This is a genomic window from Mesorhizobium ciceri biovar biserrulae (assembly GCF_001618845.1).
Classification (GTDB): Bacteria; Pseudomonadota; Alphaproteobacteria; order Rhizobiales; family Rhizobiaceae; genus Mesorhizobium; species Mesorhizobium ciceri.
In genome coordinates, this window is the sequence record NZ_CP015064.1 from 5,568,950 (window position 1) to 5,591,904 (window position 22,955).

At 62.3% G+C, this 22,955-nt stretch carries 26 protein-coding genes; 11 read left to right on the top strand and 15 right to left on the bottom strand.

Going from position 1 to position 22,955, the window contains the following annotated elements; genetic code table 11:
- The first annotated feature begins 40 nt into the window (after nucleotides 1–40).
- Entirely contained in the window at nucleotides 41–2,128 is a 2,088-nt protein-coding gene (locus tag A4R29_RS26240) for a sensor histidine kinase (RefSeq protein ID WP_063173187.1), read from the top strand.
- 113 nt (nucleotides 2,129–2,241) lie between these two features.
- On the opposite strand, the gene A4R29_RS26245 is transcribed toward A4R29_RS26240, so the two are convergent.
- The 6 genes from A4R29_RS26245 to A4R29_RS26270 all read right to left on the bottom strand — a co-directional run bounded on the left by A4R29_RS26245 (nucleotide 2,242) and on the right by A4R29_RS26270 (nucleotide 7,331).
- A complete protein-coding gene (locus A4R29_RS26245) occupies nucleotides 2,242–2,652 on the bottom strand; it encodes a hypothetical protein (RefSeq protein ID WP_063173188.1) in 411 nt (136 codons plus the stop codon).
- A 211-nt stretch (nucleotides 2,653–2,863) separates the two neighbouring features.
- The gene (locus tag A4R29_RS26250; protein WP_063173189.1) at nucleotides 2,864–4,174 is read right to left on the bottom strand and encodes a flavin monoamine oxidase family protein; all 1,311 of its coding nucleotides are present in this window, start codon (nucleotides 4,172–4,174) and stop codon (nucleotides 2,864–2,866) included.
- Nucleotides 4,175–4,272: 98 nt separating this feature from the next.
- Nucleotides 4,273–5,331, bottom strand: a complete 1,059-nt coding sequence (locus A4R29_RS26255; protein WP_013529297.1) for a dipeptidase — start codon at nucleotides 5,329–5,331, stop codon at nucleotides 4,273–4,275.
- A 140-nt stretch (nucleotides 5,332–5,471) separates the two neighbouring features.
- Nucleotides 5,472–5,771 (bottom strand): GNAT family N-acetyltransferase, encoded by a 300-nt coding sequence (locus A4R29_RS26260; protein WP_013529296.1) that lies wholly within the window; start codon nucleotides 5,769–5,771, stop codon nucleotides 5,472–5,474.
- Between the two features lie 2 nt (nucleotides 5,772–5,773).
- Nucleotides 5,774–6,394 carry an alpha/beta hydrolase gene (locus A4R29_RS26265; protein WP_027163149.1) on the bottom strand — a complete coding sequence of 207 codons (621 nt, stop codon included), beginning with the start codon at nucleotides 6,392–6,394 and terminating at the stop codon, nucleotides 5,774–5,776.
- A gap of 4 nt (nucleotides 6,395–6,398) precedes the next feature.
- Nucleotides 6,399–7,331, bottom strand: a complete 933-nt coding sequence (locus A4R29_RS26270) for a VOC family protein (protein WP_063173190.1) — start codon at nucleotides 7,329–7,331, stop codon at nucleotides 6,399–6,401.
- Between the two features lie 227 nt (nucleotides 7,332–7,558).
- Between A4R29_RS26270 and A4R29_RS26275 the strand changes: the two genes are divergently transcribed.
- Entirely contained in the window at nucleotides 7,559–9,130 is a 1,572-nt protein-coding gene (locus tag A4R29_RS26275; RefSeq protein ID WP_063173191.1) for an alkaline phosphatase family protein, read from the top strand.
- 51 nt (nucleotides 9,131–9,181) lie between these two features.
- Here the strand turns inward: A4R29_RS26275 and A4R29_RS26280 are convergent, their stop codons facing one another.
- A complete protein-coding gene (locus A4R29_RS26280) occupies nucleotides 9,182–10,501 on the bottom strand; it encodes a PRC-barrel domain-containing protein (RefSeq protein WP_063169140.1) in 1,320 nt (439 codons plus the stop codon).
- Between the two features lie 251 nt (nucleotides 10,502–10,752).
- Here A4R29_RS26280 and A4R29_RS26285 point away from each other — a divergent pair, with 251 nt between their 5' ends.
- Complete coding sequence (locus A4R29_RS26285; protein ID WP_063173814.1) at nucleotides 10,753–11,673, top strand: diacylglycerol/lipid kinase family protein; 921 nt, start codon at nucleotides 10,753–10,755, stop codon at nucleotides 11,671–11,673.
- A 29-nt stretch (nucleotides 11,674–11,702) separates the two neighbouring features.
- Here the strand turns inward: A4R29_RS26285 and A4R29_RS26290 are convergent, their stop codons facing one another.
- Nucleotides 11,703–11,906, bottom strand: a complete 204-nt coding sequence (locus A4R29_RS26290) for a hypothetical protein (RefSeq protein WP_013529290.1) — start codon at nucleotides 11,904–11,906, stop codon at nucleotides 11,703–11,705.
- A 206-nt stretch (nucleotides 11,907–12,112) separates the two neighbouring features.
- Between A4R29_RS26290 and A4R29_RS26295 the strand changes: the two genes are divergently transcribed.
- On the top strand, nucleotides 12,113–13,588 hold the full coding sequence (locus A4R29_RS26295) for a sensor histidine kinase (RefSeq protein ID WP_063173815.1): 1,476 nt from the start codon (nucleotides 12,113–12,115) through the stop codon (nucleotides 13,586–13,588).
- A 13-nt stretch (nucleotides 13,589–13,601) separates the two neighbouring features.
- On the opposite strand, the gene A4R29_RS26300 is transcribed toward A4R29_RS26295, so the two are convergent.
- The 3 genes from A4R29_RS26300 to A4R29_RS26310 all read right to left on the bottom strand — a co-directional run bounded on the left by A4R29_RS26300 (nucleotide 13,602) and on the right by A4R29_RS26310 (nucleotide 15,288).
- Complete coding sequence (locus A4R29_RS26300; protein ID WP_063173192.1) at nucleotides 13,602–14,060, bottom strand: hypothetical protein; 459 nt, start codon at nucleotides 14,058–14,060, stop codon at nucleotides 13,602–13,604.
- A gap of 11 nt (nucleotides 14,061–14,071) precedes the next feature.
- On the bottom strand, nucleotides 14,072–14,398 hold the full coding sequence (locus tag A4R29_RS26305; protein ID WP_013529287.1) for an ElaB/YgaM/YqjD family protein: 327 nt from the start codon (nucleotides 14,396–14,398) through the stop codon (nucleotides 14,072–14,074).
- A 128-nt stretch (nucleotides 14,399–14,526) separates the two neighbouring features.
- Nucleotides 14,527–15,288: a Crp/Fnr family transcriptional regulator gene (locus A4R29_RS26310; protein ID WP_063173193.1), complete on the bottom strand. Its 762-nt coding sequence runs from the start codon at nucleotides 15,286–15,288 to the stop codon at nucleotides 14,527–14,529.
- A 227-nt stretch (nucleotides 15,289–15,515) separates the two neighbouring features.
- Between A4R29_RS26310 and A4R29_RS26315 the strand changes: the two genes are divergently transcribed.
- Nucleotides 15,516–15,827, top strand: coding sequence for a response regulator (locus A4R29_RS26315; protein WP_050580453.1), 312 nt, complete (start codon nucleotides 15,516–15,518; stop codon nucleotides 15,825–15,827).
- A 13-nt stretch (nucleotides 15,828–15,840) separates the two neighbouring features.
- Here A4R29_RS26315 and A4R29_RS26320 read toward each other — a convergent pair whose 3' ends face one another.
- Entirely contained in the window at nucleotides 15,841–16,392 is a 552-nt protein-coding gene (locus tag A4R29_RS26320; protein WP_013529285.1) for an RNA polymerase sigma factor, read from the bottom strand.
- A gap of 3 nt (nucleotides 16,393–16,395) precedes the next feature.
- Nucleotides 16,396–16,599 carry a NepR family anti-sigma factor gene (locus A4R29_RS26325; protein WP_032809255.1) on the bottom strand — a complete coding sequence of 68 codons (204 nt, stop codon included), beginning with the start codon at nucleotides 16,597–16,599 and terminating at the stop codon, nucleotides 16,396–16,398.
- A 213-nt stretch (nucleotides 16,600–16,812) separates the two neighbouring features.
- Here A4R29_RS26325 and A4R29_RS26330 point away from each other — a divergent pair, with 213 nt between their 5' ends.
- The 6 genes from A4R29_RS26330 to A4R29_RS26350 all read left to right on the top strand — a co-directional run bounded on the left by A4R29_RS26330 (nucleotide 16,813) and on the right by A4R29_RS26350 (nucleotide 20,293).
- Nucleotides 16,813–17,607 (top strand): response regulator, encoded by a 795-nt coding sequence (locus A4R29_RS26330; protein ID WP_013529283.1) that lies wholly within the window; start codon nucleotides 16,813–16,815, stop codon nucleotides 17,605–17,607.
- Between the two features lie 227 nt (nucleotides 17,608–17,834).
- On the top strand, nucleotides 17,835–18,002 hold the full coding sequence (locus tag A4R29_RS33405; protein WP_013529282.1) for a DUF1328 domain-containing protein: 168 nt from the start codon (nucleotides 17,835–17,837) through the stop codon (nucleotides 18,000–18,002).
- 179 nt (nucleotides 18,003–18,181) lie between these two features.
- Nucleotides 18,182–19,213, top strand: coding sequence for a sensor histidine kinase (locus tag A4R29_RS26335; protein ID WP_063169141.1), 1,032 nt, complete (start codon nucleotides 18,182–18,184; stop codon nucleotides 19,211–19,213).
- A gap of 123 nt (nucleotides 19,214–19,336) precedes the next feature.
- Nucleotides 19,337–19,516, top strand: a complete 180-nt coding sequence (locus tag A4R29_RS26340; protein ID WP_013529280.1) for a hypothetical protein — start codon at nucleotides 19,337–19,339, stop codon at nucleotides 19,514–19,516.
- Nucleotides 19,517–19,637: 121 nt separating this feature from the next.
- Nucleotides 19,638–19,964, top strand: coding sequence for a hypothetical protein (locus tag A4R29_RS26345; RefSeq protein WP_063173194.1), 327 nt, complete (start codon nucleotides 19,638–19,640; stop codon nucleotides 19,962–19,964).
- Nucleotides 19,965–20,047: 83 nt separating this feature from the next.
- Complete coding sequence (locus A4R29_RS26350; RefSeq protein ID WP_013529278.1) at nucleotides 20,048–20,293, top strand: YMGG-like glycine zipper-containing protein; 246 nt, start codon at nucleotides 20,048–20,050, stop codon at nucleotides 20,291–20,293.
- 95 nt (nucleotides 20,294–20,388) lie between these two features.
- Here the strand turns inward: A4R29_RS26350 and A4R29_RS26355 are convergent, their stop codons facing one another.
- Nucleotides 20,389–22,017, bottom strand: coding sequence for a CHASE domain-containing protein (locus A4R29_RS26355; RefSeq protein WP_063173195.1), 1,629 nt, complete (start codon nucleotides 22,015–22,017; stop codon nucleotides 20,389–20,391).
- A gap of 127 nt (nucleotides 22,018–22,144) precedes the next feature.
- Nucleotides 22,145–22,945, bottom strand: a complete 801-nt coding sequence (locus tag A4R29_RS26360) for an ATP-binding cassette domain-containing protein (RefSeq protein ID WP_013529276.1) — start codon at nucleotides 22,943–22,945, stop codon at nucleotides 22,145–22,147.
- Nucleotides 22,946–22,955: the final 10 nt, after the last annotated feature.

Below are 22,955 nucleotides of genomic sequence, written 5' to 3' on the forward strand. Positions count from 1 at the left end.
CGCCGGCCGAATTGGCGCGACTCCGGAATGACAGCACAAGATGATCGCTGAAGCAGCAAGCACCGATATGCAAGGGTTCCGGCAGGGCGCGGCGATGGCGGCCGTGCGCGTCGTTCGCCGGCTGCGCGAGGCCGGCGACTGGCAGCGCGAGATGGACGGCATACTGGAAACGCTCTGCCGGGCCATGGATTGCCAGCGCGGCATCCTGTTTCGCTTGCGCGAACTGCCCGGCCAGGGCTTCGCCCAATCCGTCGCCGCCTACTGGATCGACCCTCTTTTCGGCGGCGAACTGGCATCACCGACCGTCATCATGCAATCGATCGTCAATTCCGACCCGCTCCTGGAGCGGCTTGCCGAGGACGAGAGGCAAGGCAAGATCTTCGCCGGTCATACGCGCGACCTCGAAGGCTTCCTGAGGACCGATTTCGAGAAGCAGAACATCAAATCGTTCCTCTCGGTCTCGGTCTTCGCGCACGGCCATCTCTGGGGCACGCTGGCGGTCAATGACTGCATCAACGAGCGTGCATGGACCGACGAGGAAGAGGCGACGCTGCACATCATCGCGCTGGCCATCGGCGACGCCATCGAGCGCTCGCCCTCCGACGCCCACGCCAGCGAGGTCATTCGCCGCACCATGCTGCAGGCCTCGCTCGACGCCATTGTCGTCATCGACGAGACCGGCTCGATCATCGAATTCAATCCGGCTGCCGAGAAGATGTTCGGCTTCCAGCGCAGCGACATCCTCGGCAAGGACCTGCTCGATACGATCGTGCCGATCTACTACCGCAAGGGCTATGCCTCAGGAGCCGAATACATGTCCGGCCGCGGCGCGCCGATGGTCGGCCAGCGGCTCGAGACGGTGACCCAGAATGCCGCCGGCGAAGTGTTCCCGATCGAGCTGACGGCCACCGAGATGCGGGTTGCCGACCGCCGCCTGATCTTCGGCTCCATCCGCGACCTGCGCGACAAATTGCGCGCCGAGGAGGAAATCGGCCGGCAACGCGAGAAGCTGCACCAGAACGAGAAGATGGCGGCCATGGGTTCGTTGCTGGCCGGTGTGTCGCACGAGCTCAACAACCCGCTGGCCGTGGTTGTGGCGCAATCGACGCTGCTGCACGAATTCGCCTCCGATCCGCAAACCAAGGTGCGCGCCGAAAAGGTCCGCGCGGCCGCCGAGCGCTGCGGCCGCATCGTCAAGAGCTTCCTGTCGATGGTCCGCCTCCATCCCGCGGCACAAGCCGAGACCGACCTCAACCAGGTGATCCGGGCGGCACTTGAAGTGACCGCCTATGGCGCGCGCTCAAGCGGCATCATCATCGACACTGATTTCGCCGCAGGCCCGCTGCTGGCCATGGCCGACGCCGACCATGTGACGCAGGTGGCGGCCAATTTCCTCATCAACAGCCAGCACGCTTTGGCTGGCATTGCCGGGGACCGGCTGATCAAGGTGCGGACGTTCCGCAGCGACCGGGATCATCCCTGCTTCTCGGTCGAGGACAATGGGCCCGGCGTGCCGGAAGCGATCCGCGGCCGCATCTTCGAATCCTATTTCACCACCAAGCCGGTCGGCGTCGGCACCGGCATCGGCCTGTCGATCTCGAAATCGATCATCGAGCGGCACAATGGCAATGTCTGGTTCGAGGAAGTGCTCCCGAGAGGCGCGCGTTTCGTCGTCCAGCTGCCGGCCATCGTGGCCGGCCTCGCCACCGCCGGCGACAACCAGCCGCGATCGAGCGGCCTGCGCCATGCCTTGATCATCGACGACGAGCCGGATGTCGCCGGCTCGCTCTCCGACATCCTCGAACTGATGGGCATCAAGTCGCGGATCGTGCCGGTCTGGGAATCGGGCGCCGCCACCTTGAGCGGCCACATGCCGCCGGACATCGTTTTTTCGGACCTGCGCATGCCCGGCGTCAGCGGCATATCGATCTATCGTGAGCTGCTCGCCGAAAAGCCCGATTTGGCGCGGCGTTTCGTGCTGGTCACCGGAGACCTGATCGGTGCCAAAGCCGAAATCGAAGCCTTGCCGGCGCACCAGCGACCGCAGATTCTGGAAAAGCCGTTCAGCACGCTGGATGTGCGCAGCGTGCTATCCGCCATCGCCGAACAGGCGGCCTTGAAAGGATAAAAAAGAGGCTCCCGGGGGCGGGAGCCAAAAGGAGCGCACTGGAGGGCGCTCGGGGAGGTCAGAGCATGATCCACAAAACGGGAACGGTTTTCGGGACCATGCTTCGACGGAAATCAGAAAATATTCGGCGTGCCGGTCAACGGCGCAGCATTGGCGATCATGCGGATCGCGCGGCTTTTGTGTGTTCCGGACTGTTCGGCGATGGCGCGCAGGCAATCCATGCTCTCGGCACCCCAGGCCTGGCCCTTGCAGGCGAAGTCGGTCACCGGCACCGGCAGACGCGCGGTCCTGGTCGTCGTCTGCGCGCCGTCGATGAGATTGGCCGGCGGATTCAACGAAGCGAAGGCCGGCCCGATTGTCGGCGTGAACGCCATGCCGACGAAGGCGCAAGCAGCCAGCACCATGAACATCGCCATGGGGTGGTCGCTGGCCCGCTGGCGCAGCGCCAGTTTCGGACGGCGGTCATTGCGCTCTGGAGCCTGAAGGCGCCCCTCGCCGCGGATCGTCTGGATTTTCGCATGCATTACCTTCCCCTTCGCTGAGTTTCTTTTGGCGGTGAAATGAACTTATCCGCGCTTTGTAACGGTGATGGGGTGGCGAAGGATTGGCACTGTAACGAATTCGAAACAGCATTTCGGGCGAAGTCGGGCAAAATCGGGCATGGCTTTGACGGCGCCGAGGGCTCGAGGCGCAACTTGACCGATCTTGCCAAACAGTCTTTCGAAAAGATCAGGCTCAGCCCGGAGCTTGAAGCTCGGCAATGATCTTGTGCGCGGCGATGCGCCCGGCAATGATGGCGCCCTCGACATACCCCGGAAACGATGGCGAGAGTTCTGAAGAGGCGAGATACACCGGCGGTGCGCCGGCAAGGATTGTTCGCTCGGCGTCTGTCGCTGTAACATCGACAATAAGATCGCTGTACGCGCCGCCGCTCCAGCGATCTCCTGTCCAGTCACGCAAACTGAAATCGATGACGTCACCGGCATCCGGACCAAGGGCTGCCTCCAGCCGGCCGGTCACCTCCGCACGCAGTTCCGCCTCGCCGAGGTCGCGCCAACGCAGCGCGAGCGAGCCGCCGGCGAACACGACGAGCGCCGCATGCTCCGCATCCTTGCCGGCGTCGCAGGCAAACAGCCCCGGCGGCTCGAGCCACATCACCATGCCGCTCAAATCCCGCGCCCGCCAAAACGGTTTGGCATAGCGCACCAGGATCTTGATAGCCGCGCCGCTTTCCCAGGCGCCGAGCGCCCGCCCCAGTCCGGCCGGCAAAGCGGGGGCAAAGGCGAGCTCCGTCACCGTCGCCGGCGGGACGGCCACCAGAACCGTGCGCGCCTCGACGGCACCCCCGGCCGAAACGACAAGAACACCTTGCGAACTGTGCTCGATGCGCGTGACCGGCTCGCTTAGCCGCAACCGATCGCCAAGGTCGCGGGCCAGATCGTCGGCCAGCGAATGCATGGTTTCGCGCACAGAATATTGCAGTTCCGTCACCTCGTTGGTGACCCGCCGGTCATTGCCGATCAAATACCAGAGAGGAATCTGGTCCAGCGCCATGCACCAGAGACCTTCGATCATCGAACGGAAAGCCATCCTTGCATCGGCCGAATCGTGCTGGCAGGCAAGCCAGTCGGCGACGGTCTGTTCGGCAATCGAGGCATCGTCCGGATCGATCCCGTTCATGCGCTCGCGGATCGCCATCGCGGCATGATAGGTCCGCTCTGCTCGTTGTGCGGATATCGTCGGCTGGGTGATGAAGTCGCCATCGACATAGGTTTCAACCAGCGTCTTGCCGCGCGCCTCGACCATGGCCATCAATTCCGGCATGTCCTCGCACAGGAACTGGCCGCCACTATCGATGCGTTCGCCAAGTCCGTTCAGTCGGGACTCGACGCGTCCGCCGACACGGTCGCGTGCTTCGAGCAGGATGAAATCGATGCCGGCCTTCTTCATCTCAAGCGCCGCCGACAGGCCGGTGAAACCCGCACCGACGATGACGACATCGGTTCGCTCGAATTCGCCGCCCTCATCCGTGAAGGTCTTCAGCATTGCCGGCTATCCACCCAATCGTATCCGGCTTCCACCGACGAACTATGTCCTTGTCGACATATGCCGGCGGGCCGAACACACCATGCCGCAGGCTGTCTCTAACCTATCGTTTTCTCGAGCATATTGAGCCAGTTGCGATAGGCGATTTTTTCGATCAGCGCGCGGCCGAAACCGCGTGCCGCCAATGCATCGATCAGCTTCGGCAGGCCGGCGACATCGCCGATGACGGCCGGGATCATGGCGCCGTCGAAATCGGAGCCAAGACCAACGCCATCCTCACCCAGCGCCTGCAGCAGCGAATCGATATGGCGCACCATGATATCGAGGCTGGTGTCGGCATTCATGCGACCGTCCTCGCGCAGGAAGCCGGTTGCGAAGTTCAGCCCGACCATGCCGCCGGTTTCGCGGATCGCGCCGAGCTGCCAGTCGGTCAAGTTACGCGAATGGCCGCAGATCGCGTGCACGTTGGAATGGGTCGCCACCAGCGGCGCATCGCTGAGTGCGGCTACATCGCGAAAGCCCTTCTCGTTGAGATGCGACAGGTCGATCATGATCTTCAACTGGTTGCAGGCCTTGACCAGCGCCTTGCCGGCATCGGTCAGGCCAGGGCCGGTGTCGGGCGAAGACGGGAAGCGGAACGGCACGCCGTGGCCAAAGGCGTTCGGACGGCTCCAAACGATGCCGAGCGAGCGCAGGCCGGCTTCATGCAGCACGTCGAGCATGGTGAGCTCGGGATCGATCGCCTCGACCCCTTCGATGTGGAACACCGCGGCGATCGACCCTTGCGCCATGGCATTGCGCACATCGCCGGCGCTGCGGCAGACGGTGAGCGCTCCGGCCCGTTCCAGCCTGAACAGGATCGAGGCCATCGCGATGGTCGAGGTCAGCGCCTCATTGCGCGGAACCTCGGGCGGCAGCGGTTCGGCGGCGCCCGGCGCCAGGGGCACGGCGCCGCGCCTGGATTTCTCGACAGGCGGCGGAAAGATGGCGAACATGCCCCCGGCGAAGCCGCCGGCTTTCGCGCGTGGCAGGTCGATATGGCCGCCCGATTTCCCCTCGATGAACAGTTTTTCGACGTCCGTGTCTTTCGACTGATGGAGCCTGAGCAACGTATCGTTGTGGCCGTCGAAGACGGGAACGAGATCGGTTTCGGTCATTGGGGGATCATTCGGTTCGTTTGTCGGCGCGGCTAAGATATATCCTATCTACTTAGGCAGGATGCGCCACCCGCGCAAATGCCAAAGCCGCCCCGGTGGGATGGCAGCCGCTTGCCGCGCCGTTTCCAAGCAACGAATCCCTACCGCTTCAGCACGTCGGCCCATTCCTGATGGCGGCGGAACTGGGCGTTGGCGAACGGGCAGAGCGGGATGATCTTCTTGCCCGCCGCACGCGCATCCTCGACGGCGCGGGTGACGAGCCGAAGCCCGGCACCCTGGCCGCGAAAGACGTCCGGCACTTCGGTGTGGTCGATGATGATCTGGTGCTCACCGATCTTGGTGAAAGTCATCTCGGCCTCGGCGCCATCGGGTCCACGCAGGACATAGCGGCCCTTGGAACCGCGATCCTCAAGTTCGATCTCCGGCAGTTGGTCAGGCATTGCTATGCTCCTTGGGCAGTATCGGCAAAGAACCGCCGTGCCGCCTCGATTTCGTTTGGCCGCACCTCGTGCCCGCCATCGTGCCATTCCACTGTGACATCGGCGCCGTCGGCACGCAAATAGGCCTCGAGCCGCGTGGTCAGGTTCGGTGGGCAGATCGGATCGCGCTTGCCGGCGGTCACCAGGATATGGCGGCCGGCGAGGCTGCCCTTGACCTCAGGTTCGAACGGGATCAGCGGATGCATCAGCACCGACGCGTCGAACAGCGCTGGAACCGCGAACACCACCGAGGCCAGGACATTGGCGCCGTTGGAATAGCCGAGACCCAGCACGGCCGATGGCTTCGCTGCTTCAACATGGGCCTTGACGAAGCCCGCCATCTTGGTCGTCGCCCGCGCCAGGTCGTCCATATCGTAGATGCCCTCGGCGGCGCGGCGAAAGAAGCGCGCGGCACCTTGTTCCGACACATCCCCGCGCGGCGAGACGATGGTTGCCTGGGGCGCGAGATCGCGCCCCAGCGACAGAAGCTGATTCTCATCGCCTCCCGTGCCATGGAAGACGAACAGCAATGGACCGCCCGGCGAACCGGGCAGCACCTTGTGGATGTAAGCGTCCTTGCTCATGGTCTCAGCCTTCCAACTTCTGCAGATGCTGTTCGAGATAGGGCCGCAGGTGCTGGTGCTGCGTCGGCAGCTTCAGCGCCTCGCCCAGATGAGCGGTATCCTCGTCGCGATCGAATCCCGGCTCGTTGGTGGCGACTTCGAACAGCACGCCACCCGGTGTGCGGAAATAGATCGCCCAGAAGTAGTCGCGGTCGATCACCGGCGTCACTCCATAGCCGGTATCCATCAACGCCTTGCGCACTTCGAGCTGCCTGGCGCGGTTCTCGACCGCGAAGGCGACGTGATGGACGGAGCCGGCACCGAGATCGGCGAAGGCCGTGCTCGGCAGCGATTCGATGTCGATGACATCGGCGCCATTGCCGTTCTTCACCGCCAGCCGCCTGAGATTGCCGGACTTGTCGACTTCCTCATAGCCCATGAACTTCAGCAGCTCTTCCGTGGCGCCGCCATCCTTCAGCCTGAGCGACACGGAATGAAAGCCTCGGATCGCCTCATCCGTGGGAACGCCGCCTTTCGACCAGGGTGCTCTGCTGTCGCTCTTGCACTCGACCAGCGCGAAGCCGTCACCATCCGGTCCGGCAAAAGCCAGGCGCTTCTCACCGAAGGTTTCTTCGCGCGAGAGGCCGGTGACGCCCTCATCGGCAAAGCGTTTTTCCCAATAGCCAAGCGTGCCTTCCGGCACCGAGTAGACGGTGGTTCCGACTTCCCCGACCCCATGCCGGCCCTTGCCGATGTCGGGGAAGGGGAAATAGGTCATCACCGAACCCGGCGTACCGGCCTCGTCACCGTAATAAAGGTGATAAACATCGGGCGCGTCGAAATTGACGGTCTTCTTGACCCGGCGCTGACCGAGTTTCCTGGTGAAGAAATCGTTGTTCTGGCGGGCATCCCTGGCCATCGACGTGACGTGATGCAGGCCCTTGATCTGGTCGAGCATTGTCTTGCTCCTTCCCTTGGTACATGTGCGGCCCTCGCCGCTGTCCACGCCAATATGAGGACCAGGGCAGTTTCCGCAAAGGCGGCAAACACAGAATGGACTGTGTCATAAAAAGTGAACGATGGAGCAAGATTCGTTCACCAATTGGCTCGCAGGTCAGACTTGCGCCATGGCCAGAATTCGGTTCCATAAACGGCGTTCGACATCCCGGGACAAAGGTATCGTGAGTGACTGGAAAAGCCAGGCGGCCTAACATTCTCCTGATCACATGCGACCAGTGGCGCGGCGATTGTCTGTCCGCCGCCGGTCATCCGGTCGTGCGAACGCCGAATGCCGACGCTTTGGCCGCGGAGGGCGTGCTGTTCAAGCGGCATTATGGCGGCGCGGCGCCCTGCTCGCCCGCCCGCGCCTGCCTCTATACCGGCCTCTACCAGATGAACAACCGCGTCTGCCGCAATGGCACGCCGCTCGACGCTCGCCACGGCAACATTGCGCTTTCGGCTCGCGCCCTGGGCTATGATCCGACGCTGTTCGGCTACACCGATGTGTCGCTCGATCCGCGCCTGCTGGCGCCGGGCGATCCGCGGCTGCAAAGCTATGAAGGCGTGCTGCCGGGCTTTACGGTGCGCCAGCTGCTGCCCGAGCATCAGAAGCAATGGCTATCCTGGCTGGAACTGCAAGGTGTCGACGCCAGCGCCGGATCCCCCGACATCCATCGCCCGGTGGCCGACGGCGCGGTCGGGACCACTGTCGGCAACGCGCCGCCCGTCTACTCCGGGCAACAAACTCCGGCGGCCTTCCTGACCGGCGAATTCGCGCGTTGGCTTGGCGAACAGGAGCACGCCGCGCCGTGGTTCGCGCATGTTTCCTTCATCAGCCCGCACCCGCCCTTCATAGTGCCGGAGCCCTACAACACAATGTACGATCCGGCTGACGGCCCGGCCTTTCGGCGCGCGGCAAGTTGGCAGGAGGAGGCGGAAAACCATCCCTATCTAGCCTATGATCTCGGCCGGCAGAAACAGATGAAATTCCGCCCCGACGCCAGCGGCAAGGTGCGCGACTGGAGCGAAGACGATTTTCGCGTCCTCCGCGCGATCTATTACGGCATGATTTCCGAGGTCGACGCCCAGCTCGGCCGCATCTGCCAAGCGGTCAAGGCGGCCGGCGCGTGGGACGACACCATCATCGTGCTGACCTCGGACCATGCCGAGATGATGGGCGACCATTTCATGCTGGGCAAGGGCGGCTATTTCGACGGCAGCTACCACATTCCGCTGATTATCCGCGATCCGCGCCACGGCAAGGCGGCCGGCGGCAAGGTAGACAGCTTCACGGAAGCGGTCGACATTTTGCCGACGTTTCTCGACCTGCTCGGCGAAGAGCCCGCGTCGCATCTCGACGGCAGGTCGCTGAAGCCGTTCCTGAGCGGGGAAACCCCTGCGGCGTGGCGCGATGCCGCGCATTGGGAGTTCGATTTCCGCTCGGTTGCCGCGGGCGAGGCCGAACGCCATTTCGGCATCGCCTCACGCCAATGTAATCTCGCCGTTATCCGCACGGAGCGTTTCAAATATGTGCATTTCGGCGGCAACCTGCCGCCGCTGCTGTTCGATCTGGAAAATGACCCGGACGAATTGGACAATCTCGCGGCCGACCCCAGCCATCTCGCCGTGCGTCTGGAATTCGCCGAACGGCTGCTCGCCTGGCGAGCCGAACATCTCGACCAATCGCTGGCACTGGCCGAATTGACCGAGAACGGCCTCGTCGGCCATGCCGCTGGCCTGCCTCCACGCCACACATGAATACAGGCCCGCATCGTTGCCGGCGCGGGCCTGTATCCGACTGGGCGGAAACTACCTGACGATCATGCGCTGCTGATCGCGCTTCTCGGCATAGCTGCCCTTGTCATAGGCGGTTTGTGCCTCAAGCTGTTCCTTGGTGAAGGTCGTGTACAGATATTTGTTGCCCGCCTTGTCGGTCATGAATTTGAGATTATCCATGCCGACCGCGACTTCCTTCTCGCCAATGCCGAGGAAGCCACCGACGTCGACGATCACCGCATCGGCCTTCTTGTCGGGCGCAAGCACGACATCGCCGATCTCGCCGACCTTGGCGTCGTTGGCGCCATAGACAGTCGTGCCCTTGAGGTCATCGGCGCGAATCTCACCAACCGGCATCTCGGTCAGCGTCGACTTGTCGATGGCTGCGGTCTTTGTCTGGTCCGGAGCCGAGGCATCGGGGGTCGTGGGCGCCGGAGCCTGTGCCGTCTTGTCGGACGGAGCGACGGCAGGGGCTGCGGCGGGCGCGACTGCTGCCGGCGCATTCGAAGCCGTCGTTGCCGGCGCCGGGTCATAGGCCTTGCGGTTGAAATCCGGCTGCGCCTGCAATTCTTCCTTGGTGGTCTGGGCGACCAGCCAGCGGTCGCCATTCTTCTCGGCCCACTGCGCCTTCGAGAAGTCATAGGTGACGTTCTTGGCGCCAAGGCCTAGGAAACCGCCGACGCCGATGACCAAGTACTGCGCCTTGCCATCCTTGGTCAGCACAATGTCGTTGACGTCGCCGATGTTCTGGGCGTCATCGCCGGTGCCGTTGTAGACGTTTTCCCCGATGATGTTGGTGGCGAGATTGCCGTCGGCGCGCTTGACTGGTTCTGCCGAAGCGGCGTTCATGTCGACAGGCTTTTGCGCTGTGTCCGTCGTCGCGGGTGCTGCCGGCGCTGTTGCGTCGGTCGATGCCGCAGGTGCTGGGGTCGGGCTGTAAGGCTTTTTATCGAATTCTGCCTGCGCCGTCAGTTCGTCCTTGGTCGTCTGGGCCACCAACCAGCGGTCGCCATTCTTTTCGGCCCACTGCAGCTTGCCGTAATCGAAAGCAACGCTTTTGGCGCCGACACCCAGAAAACCGCCGACGTCGATGACAACGGATTTCGCCTGCCCATCCTTGTCGAACACGACGTCGCTGACCTTGCCGATGTTTTCGGCATCGTCGCCGGTGCCGTTGTAGACGGACTCACCGATGATGTTGGTGACGATGCTGCCCTCTGCGCGTGCCACAGGAGCGGCGGCGGGCTCCTGGACGGCGGGCGTGGCAGGCGCCGTATTTGTTGCGTTCTGCGCATAGGCGCCGGTCGCGACAAAGGTTGCGAGCGCCGTCGTGGCTAAAAGATTGCGGATCATGGTAGTCTCTCCTCGTGCCTGATCTCATGCGCCGCGTCTTCCTTGGGGAACGCGGCATCTACAGGTTCACAACGTCGTGACCGGGTCAGTTGTTCCGACAAAGCGCTGCGGTCCGGGGACGAAACCACGGAAATTATTGAGCCGCTGGGGTAGTCACCCCGTGGCAATAGGAACCTTTCTGTCGACGCCGCGTTTCAGCCGTTGGCTGGGTATATCCCGGCCGCCTTTTGGCCGACCTGGTGGAGCGGGGCATGAGATTTGCAGCGGTGCTGAACCGGGACGGCGGCACTTTGCGCACCACCGACCTCGCCGCTTTCTCCGACAGGATGCATCAGACGTTGGAAACGGCAGGCCACTCGCTCAGCATCGAAATTGTCGCCGGCAAGGATGTGGTGGAGACGCTGGACAACGCCGCTTCGCGTCGCTCGGTCGACATCGTGCTGGCAGGTGGCGGCGACGGGACCATTTCCGCCGCGGCCGCCCGACTGATGGGCACGAAGAAGGCGCTTGCCATATTGCCAGCCGGCACCATGAACCTGTTCGCACGCGGGTTGGGCATTCCGCAGTCGCTCGACGGGGCGCTGAAATCCTTCGCCGACGGCGAAATCATTGCTGTCGATGTGGCGACGGCCAATGGCCAACCTTTCGTGCACCAGTTCTCGATCGGCATGCACGCGAAGATGGTGCAACTGCGCCAGAAGATGGAGTTCGGTTCGCGGTTGGGAAAGATCCGCGCCTCGGCCAAGGCGGCTTGGGCAACGATCAACAATCCACCTGCGATGAATGTGACGCTCAGCATCGGCGATGCCGAAATGGCGGCACGCATCACCGGTATCGGCATCACCAACAACTTATTCGGTGAAGGCCATCTGCCTTATGCCGACAATCCTGCGGGCGGCGTGCTCGGTGTCTATGTCACGGTGGCGAAGCAGCGCGCCGAACTGGTCAAGTTCTTCTTCAACATGGCGCGCGGCAAATGGCGCGACAACGAACATGTCGAAATCCACCAGGCAAACAGAACGGTGCTGAAAATCCATTCGGGCAGCAGCAAATTTCGCGCCGTCATGGACGGCGAACTGGTCAGGCTTGACCGTGAAACGGTAATCGAGATCCAGCCTGGCGCACTGAATGTATTGGTTCCGGCGAGCGCGGCCCAGTCGAGAGCCGCCTGATGAGGTGCGACGCAACGGACAGACCGGCTTTACCCGGCAGGAGCCTGCTCGGTGGTGTTGGGCGGTGTGGGGACATGCTGTTCATCGCTGTTAGGCGCCTTGATCAACACACCATAGATCTCGGCAATGCCCCATGCAGCAAACACCAGAAGCAGTGCGGCGATCAGGATCCGAAATCCATGCCAGCCCCATCGCCCCTGCCGCGCCTTGTTTTCTGGAATGATCTTGGCCATGCTCGATCCCTGTCTCATTCTGCACCAACTGGCGCGCCCGGCAAATCATGGTCGGGTAACGGTTCCTCGCTAGGATGGTTCCGGAAAAGCGTGCTGGCCTTGCACCAGCGCAAGCATGCGGCGACGAAGACCGGGACGAGGCAATTGGGGTGATTGGCAAGACGCAAACAGCACCCGATCTGCCGGCCGAAGTTGCGCTAGCAGTCATGGATGTCGACCGGCTGGCCGTGCTGCACGGATTGGAGATGCTGGATACGGCGGCCGACCCCGATTTCGACCGCGTCAGCAGCCTTGCCGCAGCGGTGATGCAGGTGCCGATGGCCCTGGTCACACTCGTCGACCTTGAACGGCATTGGTTCAAATCCTGCTTCGGCCTGGACCAGACCGAAACCGCGACCAACGTCTCCTTCTGCGCCCATGCGATTGCCGCCGGCGACGAGCCGATGGTGGTCGTGGATGCAACGGCGGACCCCCGTTTCAAGACCAACCCGCTGGTCACCGGAAAGCACCATGTCCGCTTCTATGCCGGCGCGCCGATGATCGTGGCAGGTGCCCGCATCGGCACGCTGTGCGTGCTCGACCGCGAGCCGCATGGTTTTCCATCCCGAGCCGAGCTCGACCAGTTGAAGGCGCTCGCCGGCCTCGCCGCCAGCCTGTTCACCCTAAAGGACGCAACCCGCAGCGGCGCGATCGCCGAGGCCGCACTTGCGCGCGAGGAAAAACGACGCGCCATCGCACTCGATGCGGCCTCGCTCGCCAGCTGGGCATGGGATATCCGCACCGATGTCATCGAATGCGACACATTGATGTCGGAGCTGTTCAACCTGCCGCGCTCCAACCGGCTGCGCGCACGCGACATCCTCACCGCCATCGATCCGCGCGACGTCTACCAGACCGAAACCCGCTTTCGCGACGCCTTGACCGGCAGCGACGACTATTTCGGCGAATACCGGGTGAAGGGCTTTCACCCGCCGCGCTGGCTCGCCACGCGCGGCCGTGTGATCGAGCGTGACGGCGACGGCAAGCCGACATTGATCTTCGGCGTCAATTACGACATCTCCGAGCGCAAGCTCGGCGACGAACGGCAACGGCTGCTGCTGCGTGAACTCAACCATCGCGTCAAGAACACTCTGGCGACCGTCCAGGCGCTGGCAACCCAGACCGTGCGCCATGCCCGCCAGCCAAGCCAGTTCCTCGAGGCCTTCGGCGCCAGGCTTCAGGCCTTGGGCATCGCCCACAATCTGTTGTCGGACCGCGAGTGGCGTGGCATCGGCATCAGTGAACTCGTCCAGATCGAGGTCAGACCTTTCGAAACGGCCGAGCAGCCGCGCATGACGATCTCCGGCGACGACCTGCTGCTGTCGCCCGACCAGGCAGTCGGGCTTGGCCTGATCCTGCATGAACTCGCCAGCAACGCGCTGAAATATGGCTCGCTGTCGGTGCCGTCAGGCAGGGTCGACCTCGGCTGGAGGACGCAAGGCAGGAAGGATGCCCGGCGTCTTGTGCTGACCTGGCGCGAAAGCGGCGGGCCGCAAGTCGCTCCGCCGGATCGGCAAGGCTTCGGCTCTATCCTCATTCGCCGCAGCCTGGCCAAGGTCATTTCCAGCGAAGTGACCCATGAATTCCGGCCGGAAGGCGTGTTTGCCGAAATATCGATGCCCCTGGAAGAGCTGTCGAAGTGATCTCCCAACAGCTCTATGTCCGCTCGCTCTCATCCGGATCGTCGGATTTCACATTCTCGCGGTAGATGGCGTAGGCCGCGAGCGCCACGGCCGGCCCCAGAATGGCGCCGAGACCGCCTTTTCCCTTGAGCAGGCTCGGCAGCACGGCGAGTGCGGCGGTGACGCCGATTGCCTTCATGTCGGCATTGCGGCGCTGCGCCCGGCGCCGGGCGCGCGAACCTGCGGATATCCGGTAGATCAGCAGGATAAGTCCGGCGAGCACCAGGAAACCGGCGCCAAACCCGAGCGCGGCGGCAAGCGAGCCGTAGCGCATCGCCGTCCAGATATAGGCGGCCCCGACCAGAAAGCCGAGACCGCAAAGCGCAGCGGCAATGGCGATCACATAGACGATTGCCGCCGTGCGCGCCCGGTGAACGGCGGCCACGGTTTCCCCCGAGGCGAGGCCCGAGATCAGGGTTGCCAACATTCCCATCTATAGCGCGACTAGCGACGCGCGATGAGCGCGAAAAGGAAGCCGACGCCAGCGGCGATTGCCAGTGACGTCACCGGCTTTTCACGCACGCTTGCCATCATCTGCGCTTCGATGTCCTTGGCATTGCTGCGCAAGCTGTCAAAGGCTGCTTCGCCCTGCGCGCGCAACTGCTCGACCCCTTCTGTCGCTGCACGGCGCGCGGTGCCATAGCCATGCTCGCCGGTCTTGGCCAGTTGTTTGGTGAGCTTGTCGATGTCGGCCTTCAACTGCCTGATGTCGGCTTCCAGGTCCGCATTTGCACGGGCGTCGGTTGCGGTCTTTCCTGCGGCAGTGGCCATGGCTTAACTCCTTGTGATTGCTCGGTTTCAAACGCGCTGCGCGCCTCATGGTTCCGGCACTGCGGACAAAGTAGCCGAAAACGCATCAGCGCGCACCCGATCCGCCGGCTTCGCAAAAAGACGCTTCCTCAGATTAGTGGCCGGCGCGCCTCGCCCAGCCCTTCCCAGCCGGCGAGCCGCTTGAGCCCTTCATTGTCGGAGACCGCGCAGCCGCCGTCGCGCCAGACGATCAGCTTGCGATCCATCAGCTTGCGGATCGTCTTGTTGGTGTGAACCAGCGACAGGCCGAGCGTATCGGCAATGTGCTGCTGCGTGATCGGTATCTGGACGGATTGGCTGCCATTCAGTCCGACGACCTTTGCCCGGCTGCCGATGAAGGCGATGAGATAGGCGGCGCGCTCGATCGCACTGCGGCGCCCGAGGCTGAGCAGATTCTCGTCCAGCATCCGCTCCTCGCGCGATGCGATCCAGGTGATGTCGTAGGCCAGCCCGGGATGATTGCGGTACAGCTCGTGCAGATATTCGCGCTCGAAAACACACAGCAGCATCGGTGAGAGTGCCTCGACGGAATGCTGCATCTCGCCCATCACACTGCCTTGCAGGCCGATCAGATCGCCGGGCATGAGATAATTGAGGATCTGGCGACGGCCATCCCGCAGCAGCTTGTAGCGAAACGCCCAGCCGGAGAGCACGGTGTAGAGATGGGCGCTATGGCTTCCCTCCACCAGCACCGTGTCGCCCTTGTCGACCGCGAGTTCACCCTTCTTGAATTTGCTGATGAAGGCCAGCTCCTGTTTTTCGAAGTCGCGGAAAACCGGCAACGGCCGCAATGGGCAGTTCTCGCAAGGATATTGGCGGCTGGAGAAAGCGTTATTGTTCTGGACTGACATTTCGCCCCCTTCGAAAGCCCGCTCGACCCCTTCGAAAGCCGCTCTTGGAGAGCCGCGTTTCAACGCGTTGCAAGGATTGAGGTTCCGCCCGCTGGCCACATGTCTTTTTTAAATGACAGCGAGCCAATTAGCGATCATGACTCCGGCGTTTCAAGGAGTCTTTGCCCGTGCCCACATTGCTTGACGGATTGCGGATTCTCGTTTTGGAGGACGAATTTCTCATCGCCATGGATGTCGAGCAACTTTGCCGCGATCATGGCGCCGATGAGGTGGTGATCGCCCGTGACCTGACCGAGGTCGATGGCCGGGAAGTCGCCACGCGATTCGATGCAGCCATTGTCGACTTGATGCTGGGCGGCGCCTCGACGATCGATTTCGCTTCCGGGCTGCGCGCGGCAGGCATACCTTTCGTGTTTGCGTCCGGCTATTCGGATGCGGATGAAATCAAGGCATCGTTTCCGGGCGTCAGGCTGGTTGGCAAACCCTATTCAGGTGAAGACCTGGTGCAAGCGGTCGCGGCGGCCTGCGGACGCGCTTGAGACGCGATCGCGGTCAGCTCGCCGGCGAACTCGTTACCTGGGCCGAAATCGCGTCCGGACCATACTCGTCCTCACCTGATATTTTCAGGATCTCCTGCAAGCGGGTACGGGCTCGGCTGACGCGGCTCTTGATCGTCCCCACCGCGCAGCCGCAGATCTCCGCGGCCTCCTCGTAGGAGAAACCAGATGCGCCGATGAGGATGATGGCTTCGCGTTGGTCCTCCGGCAACTGCTCCAGCGCCCCGCGAAAGTCCTTCAGGTCGAGTTGACCGTGCTGGGCCGGATGAACGGCAAGCCTCGCCGTCATGATACCGTCGCTGTCCTGCACTTCGCGCCCGCGCTTGCGCATTTGCGAATAGAACTCGTTGCGCAGGATGGTGAAAAGCCAGGCCTTGAGATTGGTGCCGGGCTGGAAGCTCTCATGCTTGTCCCAAGCCTTGACGAGTGTTTCCTGGACGAGGTCGTCGGCTTTATCGGCATTTTGCGTCAGCGACACGGCAAACGCGCGCAGACTTGGGATTGCCCCAAGCAGATCAGTCTTGAAGCCTTGTGAGACCGCGGCCATGCCTCAGTCCTTCTTCTGTGCGGGTTCAGCCTGTTCCAGTTGGCTAAGCAACTGGGAAAAGCGATCCGGCACATCGTCGGAGACCAGCGCGTCGTAATATTGTTTGAGTTTGCGTCCGATTTCGGAGTTCGGCCCAAGAGCGTCACCAGAACCGTTCCGGCGCCTGCTCTCGGCGCCAGTCAGAATATCTTTCGTCATATCCTTCATTTTGCCCTTGTATTCCCAGCGCTCAAGCCGCTCTTACCGTACTCAACACAACGCAAGCGGCGCCCTCGTCTGGTTGCCCATCCCCACCACAAACGCCACTCCCCGGCTTTTGTTCCGTCGAGGTGGAACTTTTTCAAAAAATCCGCGTTATCAGGGCTTGCAGTCAGCTTGACCTGCTACGCAATCGCGTCATTCTGAGGGAGACGTCTTACCATGAGCTTATCCGCCACCATCGCACCACATCTGCCCTTCCTGCGCCGCTTCTCGCGGGCTGTTTCCGGGTCGCAAGAGAGTGGTGACGCGCTGGTCGCTGCGATGCTTGAAGCCATCATCGCCGATATCGAGATATTTCCCGAAGCATCGAGCGACCGCATCGCGCTGTACAAGGTTTTCGCCAAGCTTTTCACATCGGTCGCCATCCGCGTTCCACAGGAACAGGCGCAATCGGCGTGGGAACAGCGCACCGCCGCCAATCTGAATGCGATCGCGCCGCGGCCCCGTCAGGCCTTCCTGCTCGTGGCGGTCGAAGGCTTCAGCGAGGAGGAAGCGGCTGAGATCCTTGACGTCGGTGATCAGGAGTTTTCAGAGTTGCTTGCCCAGGCGAGCAACGAGATATCCCGTCAGGTGGCAACCGACGTTCTGATCATCGAGGATGAACCGCTGATCGCCATGGATATCGAAGAAATGGTCGAGAGCCTCGGGCACCGCGTCGTTGGAACGGCGCGCACCCATGCCGAGGCAGTGATGATGTTCGGCAAGACGCGGCCGAAGATGGTGCTGGCCGACATCCAGCTTGCCGACGGCAGTTCCGGCATCGAGGCCGTGAACGAAATCCTGTCATCGACGTCGGTGCCGGTCATCTTCATCACCGCCTTCCCCGAGCGCCTGTTGACTGGTGAACGACCGGAACCGGCCTTCCTGGTCACCAAGCCGTTCAATCCCGACATGGTCAAGGCGCTGATCAGCCAGGCACTGTTCTTTGACCGGCAGGCGAAAGCCGCCGCATAGTGGGGAATTGGGAGTGGAGGAATTGACGAACCCAAGGCGATAGCCTCGCTCCCGAATCTCTCCAGATGATCAATTCGTCACTTCGTGCCGCCTGATGCACCCGGGCGGCGACGGTGAATTCCTGCGGTTCCGCTCGAACGATTTGCAAGCACGGTCTTTTTCGGCAAAGGGTGGGAACAAACCGCAACCACCCACGTTTTCATCGCACCATTCGAAGGAGATGGATCATGCTTTACTGGGCGCTCGTATTTCTCGTCGTTGCCATCATCGCCGGCGCGCTTGGTTTCGGCGGCATCGCCGGTACCTCCGCCGGCATAGCGCAGATATTGTTTTTCATCTTCCTCGCCTTCCTGGTCATTTCGCTTCTTGCGGGCCTGTTCAAACGGGCTTCGTAAGGACGGACGGCCGAACACTGGAAGCCGCACCCCTCAAACGGTTTCCAGCCACCGCCGGGCGGTGTCCCTCAAAGGACGCCGTCCGGCGGACCGTTTTTGGCGGCGGGTTTTCCGGAAACCTGTTTGGAACTCATTCAACGATGAGCCGTTCAGCCTGAATTGGGTGGACAGATTGGCCGATGGGTTCCAGGACCGGAAACAGGAAAGACGCCGTGCAAAGCGATGAAGTCATCGCCCTCCATCCCGCCGACAGCGGCATGCAGCTCGGCCGTGCTCTTCTTCACGCGTTGCACAATGCCGGCATTTCCGTTCTCTACCAGGATCGCGAGATGAAAACCGTATGGGCGCGCAACATGCGTGCGCCTTGGGTTTCGGACACCGCCGACAGCATCGGCATCCTGCCGGAGGCGCAGGCCGACCGCATCGGCGCGGCCAAGCGCGACGTCATTGCATCCGGCAACCCCCAACGTCTCGAAATCAGCGTTCCCGTCGAGGATGGCAGCCGCTGGTTCGAGGTGTGGATCGATGCCGATCACGGCGATGGTGGCACCGTGCAAGGCGTCGTCACCACGATGGTCGAGACGACGGAGCAGAAGCGCCGCGAGCAGACCCTGACGACGCTGTTGCGAGAGGTGAGCCATCGCTCGAAAAACCTGCTGGCGATCATCCAGAGCATAGCCACCCAGACCGGCCGCTACTCCGACAGCATCGGCGATTTCCTGACACGCTTTCGCGGCCGGCTGCAATCGCTGGCTTCGTCCCAGGATCTCGTGACCTCTTCCAACTGGCGGGGTGCAGCACTTCGCGAACTCGTATCGGGCCAGGTTGGCCGCTATGGCGGCGATCCGGTTCGCAGCCTGAGGTTTCAGGGGGCAAACCCCTATCTCAATCCCAACGCTGCCTTGCATATCGGCCTTGCGATGCATGAACTCGCCGTCAATTCGGTGAGCTACGGCGCCCTGTCGCGGCCCGGCGGGTACGTCAATGTTACAGCCAACCTGACCGCCGACGACACGGGAACCTCCCTGTCCCTGACATGGGCGGAGGCAATCGGCGCCAGTGATGTCAGGCGTAGCGAGAAGCGCTTCGGCAGCGTCGCACTCGAACGGGTCGTGCCGGCGTCACTGAACGGAACGGCGACGCTCGAAATCGCGGCTGGCCGCCTTGAATACCGCCTTGTCGTTCCGCACGGCAATTTCGAGACGGATTGAGCGACCTTCCTTAACCCGCCGTTCACCATAAAAGCAGATGCTGTTTTTCCCAGATACCGCTGGAACTTGTTGCGTCACCGAACATTTCCGCAGCAGGATTTGCAGCATGGTGGGAGGAATGCCTTGACGGTTGCCGACATGAACAGACTGGAGCAGGCCGCCCGGATTTCCATGGGCGAGTTTGAGGACTCCGAGGCTTCCGCGCCACCGCTGGCTCCTGTTCCCAACGGAGCTTTGCGCCTAGTTGCGCTGGCCTTGGTGGCGGTGATCATGGCGGTCGCCCTGCACCAACTGGTCTACTAGGCCACGTCGTTTCGGCCGGTGGCCGAAACGGCTGTAGCGCCGTCTTATTTCCCCGGCCGATCAAGCCAGCCAGGAACTTTGGCGAATGTAGACCGTTACTATGGCGAGAGGACTTCTCGCCATGGAACATATCGCTGCATTGTTGCTGGTCATCGGTTGCTCGAACACGATGGCCGACTGCCGTGAACTCCAGGTGCCCGTAAGCGTTTTCGCGACGGCCGAGCAATGCGTGGCCGAACGCCCATTCGTCTTGGGCGACGTGCAAGGGCAGGCTGACCACATCGTCGCCAAATGCCTTGCGGTCGATCCGGCGCTTGAGGACGACTATGATCAGATCGTCTGGAATGTGCGCGCCGATGGTACGCTTGACGCGTCTTTGGCAATTTCCACCCTGGTAATGGCATCGAACACGATACGCCCAGAAAAAGACTATCTTCACCAACAATAGATTGCAGCAGCAAAGGCCGTCATTTCATGCTAAATGGCGGCTGGAGCTTACTAAAGTGAGGACACAAAGTGAGGAGTGACTCTATGCGGAAGATGATTATTGCCCTGGTTGCGGTGGTCGCGGTCAGCGGCTGCACCTCGACTGAGAAGGACGTGGTTGGCGGCGGCTTGATCGGCGCCGGTGTCGGCGGCTTGGTCGGCGGCGGTAAGGGCGCGCTGATCGGCGCGGCCGTGGGTGCCGGTTCCGGCCTGCTGGTGCGCAACCTGCGCAACGGCTATTGCCAATATCGCGATCATCGCGGCCGGATCTACACGGCTCGCTGCAACTAATTCGGCGATAATCGAAACGTCGATCCGGAGGCCGGTCCGCCGGCTTCCGGGTTTTTGATGTCTGGATGCTTCCCCCTTGTCGGCAACGGTCGCGCTCAATTGGCGAGTGGAATTTTGATTTCCACGTTCAGCCCATTGGCTTGGTAATCCCGTTTGATCGTACCGCGCAATTCGCGCGTCACGTTGAGGTCGATCAGCTTGGTGCCGAATCCGGTCTCGGCGGGCGCTTCAAGTTTCTTCTGCCCGTTTTCGCGCCAGTTGAGAGCCAGCATCCTGTCGCGCCCTCGGCCTTCGAGCGACCAGTCCACCTTCAGCGCCCCAACGGAATTGCCGGCCTCGCCGTATTTCAGCGCATTCGTCGCCAGTTCGTGGAAGGTCAGGCCGAGCGCTTGCGTCGTGGTTTCGTCGAGCAGCACCTGTGGTCCCGACAACAGCTCATCGGGCAGCTCCTTGCCGAACACCTGACCCAGCTCGATGCGCAGGAGATCGCCAAGATCGGCCTTCTGCCAGCGTGAGCGCGTCAGCATGTCCTGGGAGGCCGCCATCGCCTGCAGCCTAGCCGAGAAGGACGCTGAAAACTCGTTGACGTCGGTCGCCCGCGATGCCGTCTGACGCGCGATCGCCAGCACCCTGGTGATCGAATTCTTGATGCGATGCTTCATCTCCTGCAGCATCAGGTCTTTTTCGATCAGGCTCTTTTCCGTCGTTTCGTGCAATCGCGACGCTGCCTCATAGGCCCGCTCCTGATAGCGCGCCACAAGCGCGATTGCGCCCGCCAACAGCAGGCCGAACAGCCCCAGCATCACCGGAATGGCGCGCGACGACGGCTGCGAGAAGGCGCTTGTCGGCCGGAACAGGACAGTCCATGGCTGTCCGGCGACGATGATCTTTCGCGTGACCAGCAGCCTGTTCCCGAAAGTGGAAGCCGGCGGCGTCTCCGACCGGAACAACAGATTGTCGCCGTTCACGGCACCATCGCCATCATAGATTTCGGTGTTGACCGGCAAAAGCGGCGACCGGCTGAGCGCGGTCTGGAACAGATCGCGAGCCCGAAAGGCCGCATAGAGAAAACCTGATGTCGAGGATCTCGAAGCATTGATGACGTCGGGAGCGGTTTCGACATTGAGCCGCACGAAAACGAAGAAGCCGGTGAACGTCTGCGCGGCGCCCGTGTCCTGGCCCAGCTGCACCAGCCCGCTGGCATGCTGCTGGTCGTCGGACATCGCCTTTTCGATCGCCGCACGCCGCACCGGTTCGCTGAACATGTCGTAGCCGATGCCGGCTTGATTGGATGGATCCAGCGGTTCGAACAGCACGATAGGGGTGCGCCAGGGTTGCGTGGTGTCCGGGTAGATTGGATGACTGACGCCATAATCGTGCAGCATGTCGCGTTCGACCGTCGCCTCGTCGCCCGCCTTTGCCAGCCTGAGGAAGCCGATACCGCGCAAGCCGGCGAAATTCTTGTCGACATCGAGCGCGGTGAAGAAGGCCTTGAACTCATTGCGAGAAATACCGCCATTGCGGGCGTCGAACAGGGCCTGCGTCGAGCGCAGCAGCGACAGATGCAGGTCGATGCGGCTCTCGATCCGGTTGAGCGCATCGTCGGCAGTCGCCTCGAACTTGATGCGCGCGGCTTCCTGCGTGGCGAAGTAGGCAAAACCTGCCATCACCATGCTGATCAGCGCGACGGCGATAAAGGCGATGATCGGGAAAAGCTTCTTCAACGGATCGTGCGGTCCCTGAGCAATGTCGGACCTTTATGCGCAAGTCGCCCTGCCAACACAATGCCAAGGCCAAGCCATCCCTACGGCTGGCATATCACGTGTCCGGCAACCGCGATCTGGCTTGATCTCAGGCCGCGATCTTCAGCGCGCCCGGTCCGGGAATGGCGCCTGGCGGGCATTTGCCCAGAATGATCATGCCCAGCACCTCGTCCTGGGTGACATCAGTGGTGCGGGCGGTGCCGACCACCTGGCCGTTCTTCATGACGCAGACCCGGTCGGCAAGCTCGAACACATCGTGGATGTCGTGGCTGATCAGGAAGATGCCGATGCCGTCGGACTTCAGCTGCTTGACCAGTTCGCCGACCTGCGCCGTTTCCTGCGGACCAAGTGCGGCCGTCGGCTCGTCCATGATCAGGATGCGGGCGTTGAACAGGATCGCACGCGCGATCGCCACCGATTGCCGCTGGCCGCCCGACAGCTTGATCACCGGCTCCTTGAAACGCTGGAACCGGGGATTGAGCCGACCCATCACCTTGCGCGCCTCGGCCTCCATGGCAACGTCGTCGAGCGTGCCCCAGGCGGTCATCAACTCGCGGCCGAGGAACAGATTGGCGGCGGCGTCGACATTGTCTGCCAACGCCAGCGTCTGGTAGATCGTCTCGATGCCGTATTTCTTGGCGTCGCGCGGGTTGGAGATTGATGCCTCCTCGCCGTTGACGAAGATCTGGCCCGAATCGCGCTTGTAGGCGCCGGACAGGATCTTGATCAATGTCGACTTGCCGGCGCCATTATGGCCGAGCAGCGCCACGACCTCGCCGGGGAAAAGATCGATCGAGGCATCGTCGACGGCACGGATGCCGCCAAACGCGATCGAGATGTTCCTCATGTCGATCAGCGCGGTGGCTGCAGGAGCAGTCTTGTCAGTCATGGCATGCCCT

What these genes read in the sequence shown, in the direction of transcription:
- A4R29_RS26240 (WP_063173187.1), top strand. Translation starts at nt 41, where the DNA reads ATGATCGCTGAAGCAGCAAGCACCGATATGCAAGGGTTCCGGCAGGGC.
- A4R29_RS26245 (WP_063173188.1), bottom strand. Translation starts at nt 2,652, where the DNA reads ATGCATGCGAAAATCCAGACGATCCGCGGCGAGGGGCGCCTTCAGGCT.
- A4R29_RS26250 (WP_063173189.1), bottom strand. Translation starts at nt 4,174, where the DNA reads ATGCTGAAGACCTTCACGGATGAGGGCGGCGAATTCGAGCGAACCGAT.
- A4R29_RS26255 (WP_013529297.1), bottom strand. Translation starts at nt 5,331, where the DNA reads ATGACCGAAACCGATCTCGTTCCCGTCTTCGACGGCCACAACGATACG.
- A4R29_RS26260 (WP_013529296.1), bottom strand. Translation starts at nt 5,771, where the DNA reads ATGCCTGACCAACTGCCGGAGATCGAACTTGAGGATCGCGGTTCCAAG.
- A4R29_RS26265 (WP_027163149.1), bottom strand. Translation starts at nt 6,394, where the DNA reads ATGAGCAAGGACGCTTACATCCACAAGGTGCTGCCCGGTTCGCCGGGC.
- A4R29_RS26270 (WP_063173190.1), bottom strand. Translation starts at nt 7,331, where the DNA reads ATGCTCGACCAGATCAAGGGCCTGCATCACGTCACGTCGATGGCCAGG.
- A4R29_RS26280 (WP_063169140.1), bottom strand. Translation starts at nt 10,501, where the DNA reads ATGATCCGCAATCTTTTAGCCACGACGGCGCTCGCAACCTTTGTCGCG.
- A4R29_RS26285 (WP_063173814.1), top strand. Translation starts at nt 10,753, where the DNA reads ATGAGATTTGCAGCGGTGCTGAACCGGGACGGCGGCACTTTGCGCACC.
- A4R29_RS26290 (WP_013529290.1), bottom strand. Translation starts at nt 11,906, where the DNA reads ATGGCCAAGATCATTCCAGAAAACAAGGCGCGGCAGGGGCGATGGGGC.
- A4R29_RS26295 (WP_063173815.1), top strand. Translation starts at nt 12,113, where the DNA reads ATGGATGTCGACCGGCTGGCCGTGCTGCACGGATTGGAGATGCTGGAT.
- A4R29_RS26300 (WP_063173192.1), bottom strand. Translation starts at nt 14,060, where the DNA reads ATGGGAATGTTGGCAACCCTGATCTCGGGCCTCGCCTCGGGGGAAACC.
- A4R29_RS26305 (WP_013529287.1), bottom strand. Translation starts at nt 14,398, where the DNA reads ATGGCCACTGCCGCAGGAAAGACCGCAACCGACGCCCGTGCAAATGCG.
- A4R29_RS26310 (WP_063173193.1), bottom strand. Translation starts at nt 15,288, where the DNA reads ATGTCAGTCCAGAACAATAACGCTTTCTCCAGCCGCCAATATCCTTGC.
- A4R29_RS26315 (WP_050580453.1), top strand. Translation starts at nt 15,516, where the DNA reads ATGGATGTCGAGCAACTTTGCCGCGATCATGGCGCCGATGAGGTGGTG.
- A4R29_RS26320 (WP_013529285.1), bottom strand. Translation starts at nt 16,392, where the DNA reads ATGGCCGCGGTCTCACAAGGCTTCAAGACTGATCTGCTTGGGGCAATC.
- A4R29_RS26325 (WP_032809255.1), bottom strand. Translation starts at nt 16,599, where the DNA reads ATGAAGGATATGACGAAAGATATTCTGACTGGCGCCGAGAGCAGGCGC.
- A4R29_RS26330 (WP_013529283.1), top strand. Translation starts at nt 16,813, where the DNA reads ATGAGCTTATCCGCCACCATCGCACCACATCTGCCCTTCCTGCGCCGC.
- A4R29_RS33405 (WP_013529282.1), top strand. Translation starts at nt 17,835, where the DNA reads ATGCTTTACTGGGCGCTCGTATTTCTCGTCGTTGCCATCATCGCCGGC.
- A4R29_RS26335 (WP_063169141.1), top strand. Translation starts at nt 18,182, where the DNA reads ATGGGTTCCAGGACCGGAAACAGGAAAGACGCCGTGCAAAGCGATGAA.
- A4R29_RS26345 (WP_063173194.1), top strand. Translation starts at nt 19,638, where the DNA reads ATGGAACATATCGCTGCATTGTTGCTGGTCATCGGTTGCTCGAACACG.
- A4R29_RS26350 (WP_013529278.1), top strand. Translation starts at nt 20,048, where the DNA reads ATGCGGAAGATGATTATTGCCCTGGTTGCGGTGGTCGCGGTCAGCGGC.
- A4R29_RS26360 (WP_013529276.1), bottom strand. Translation starts at nt 22,945, where the DNA reads ATGACTGACAAGACTGCTCCTGCAGCCACCGCGCTGATCGACATGAGG.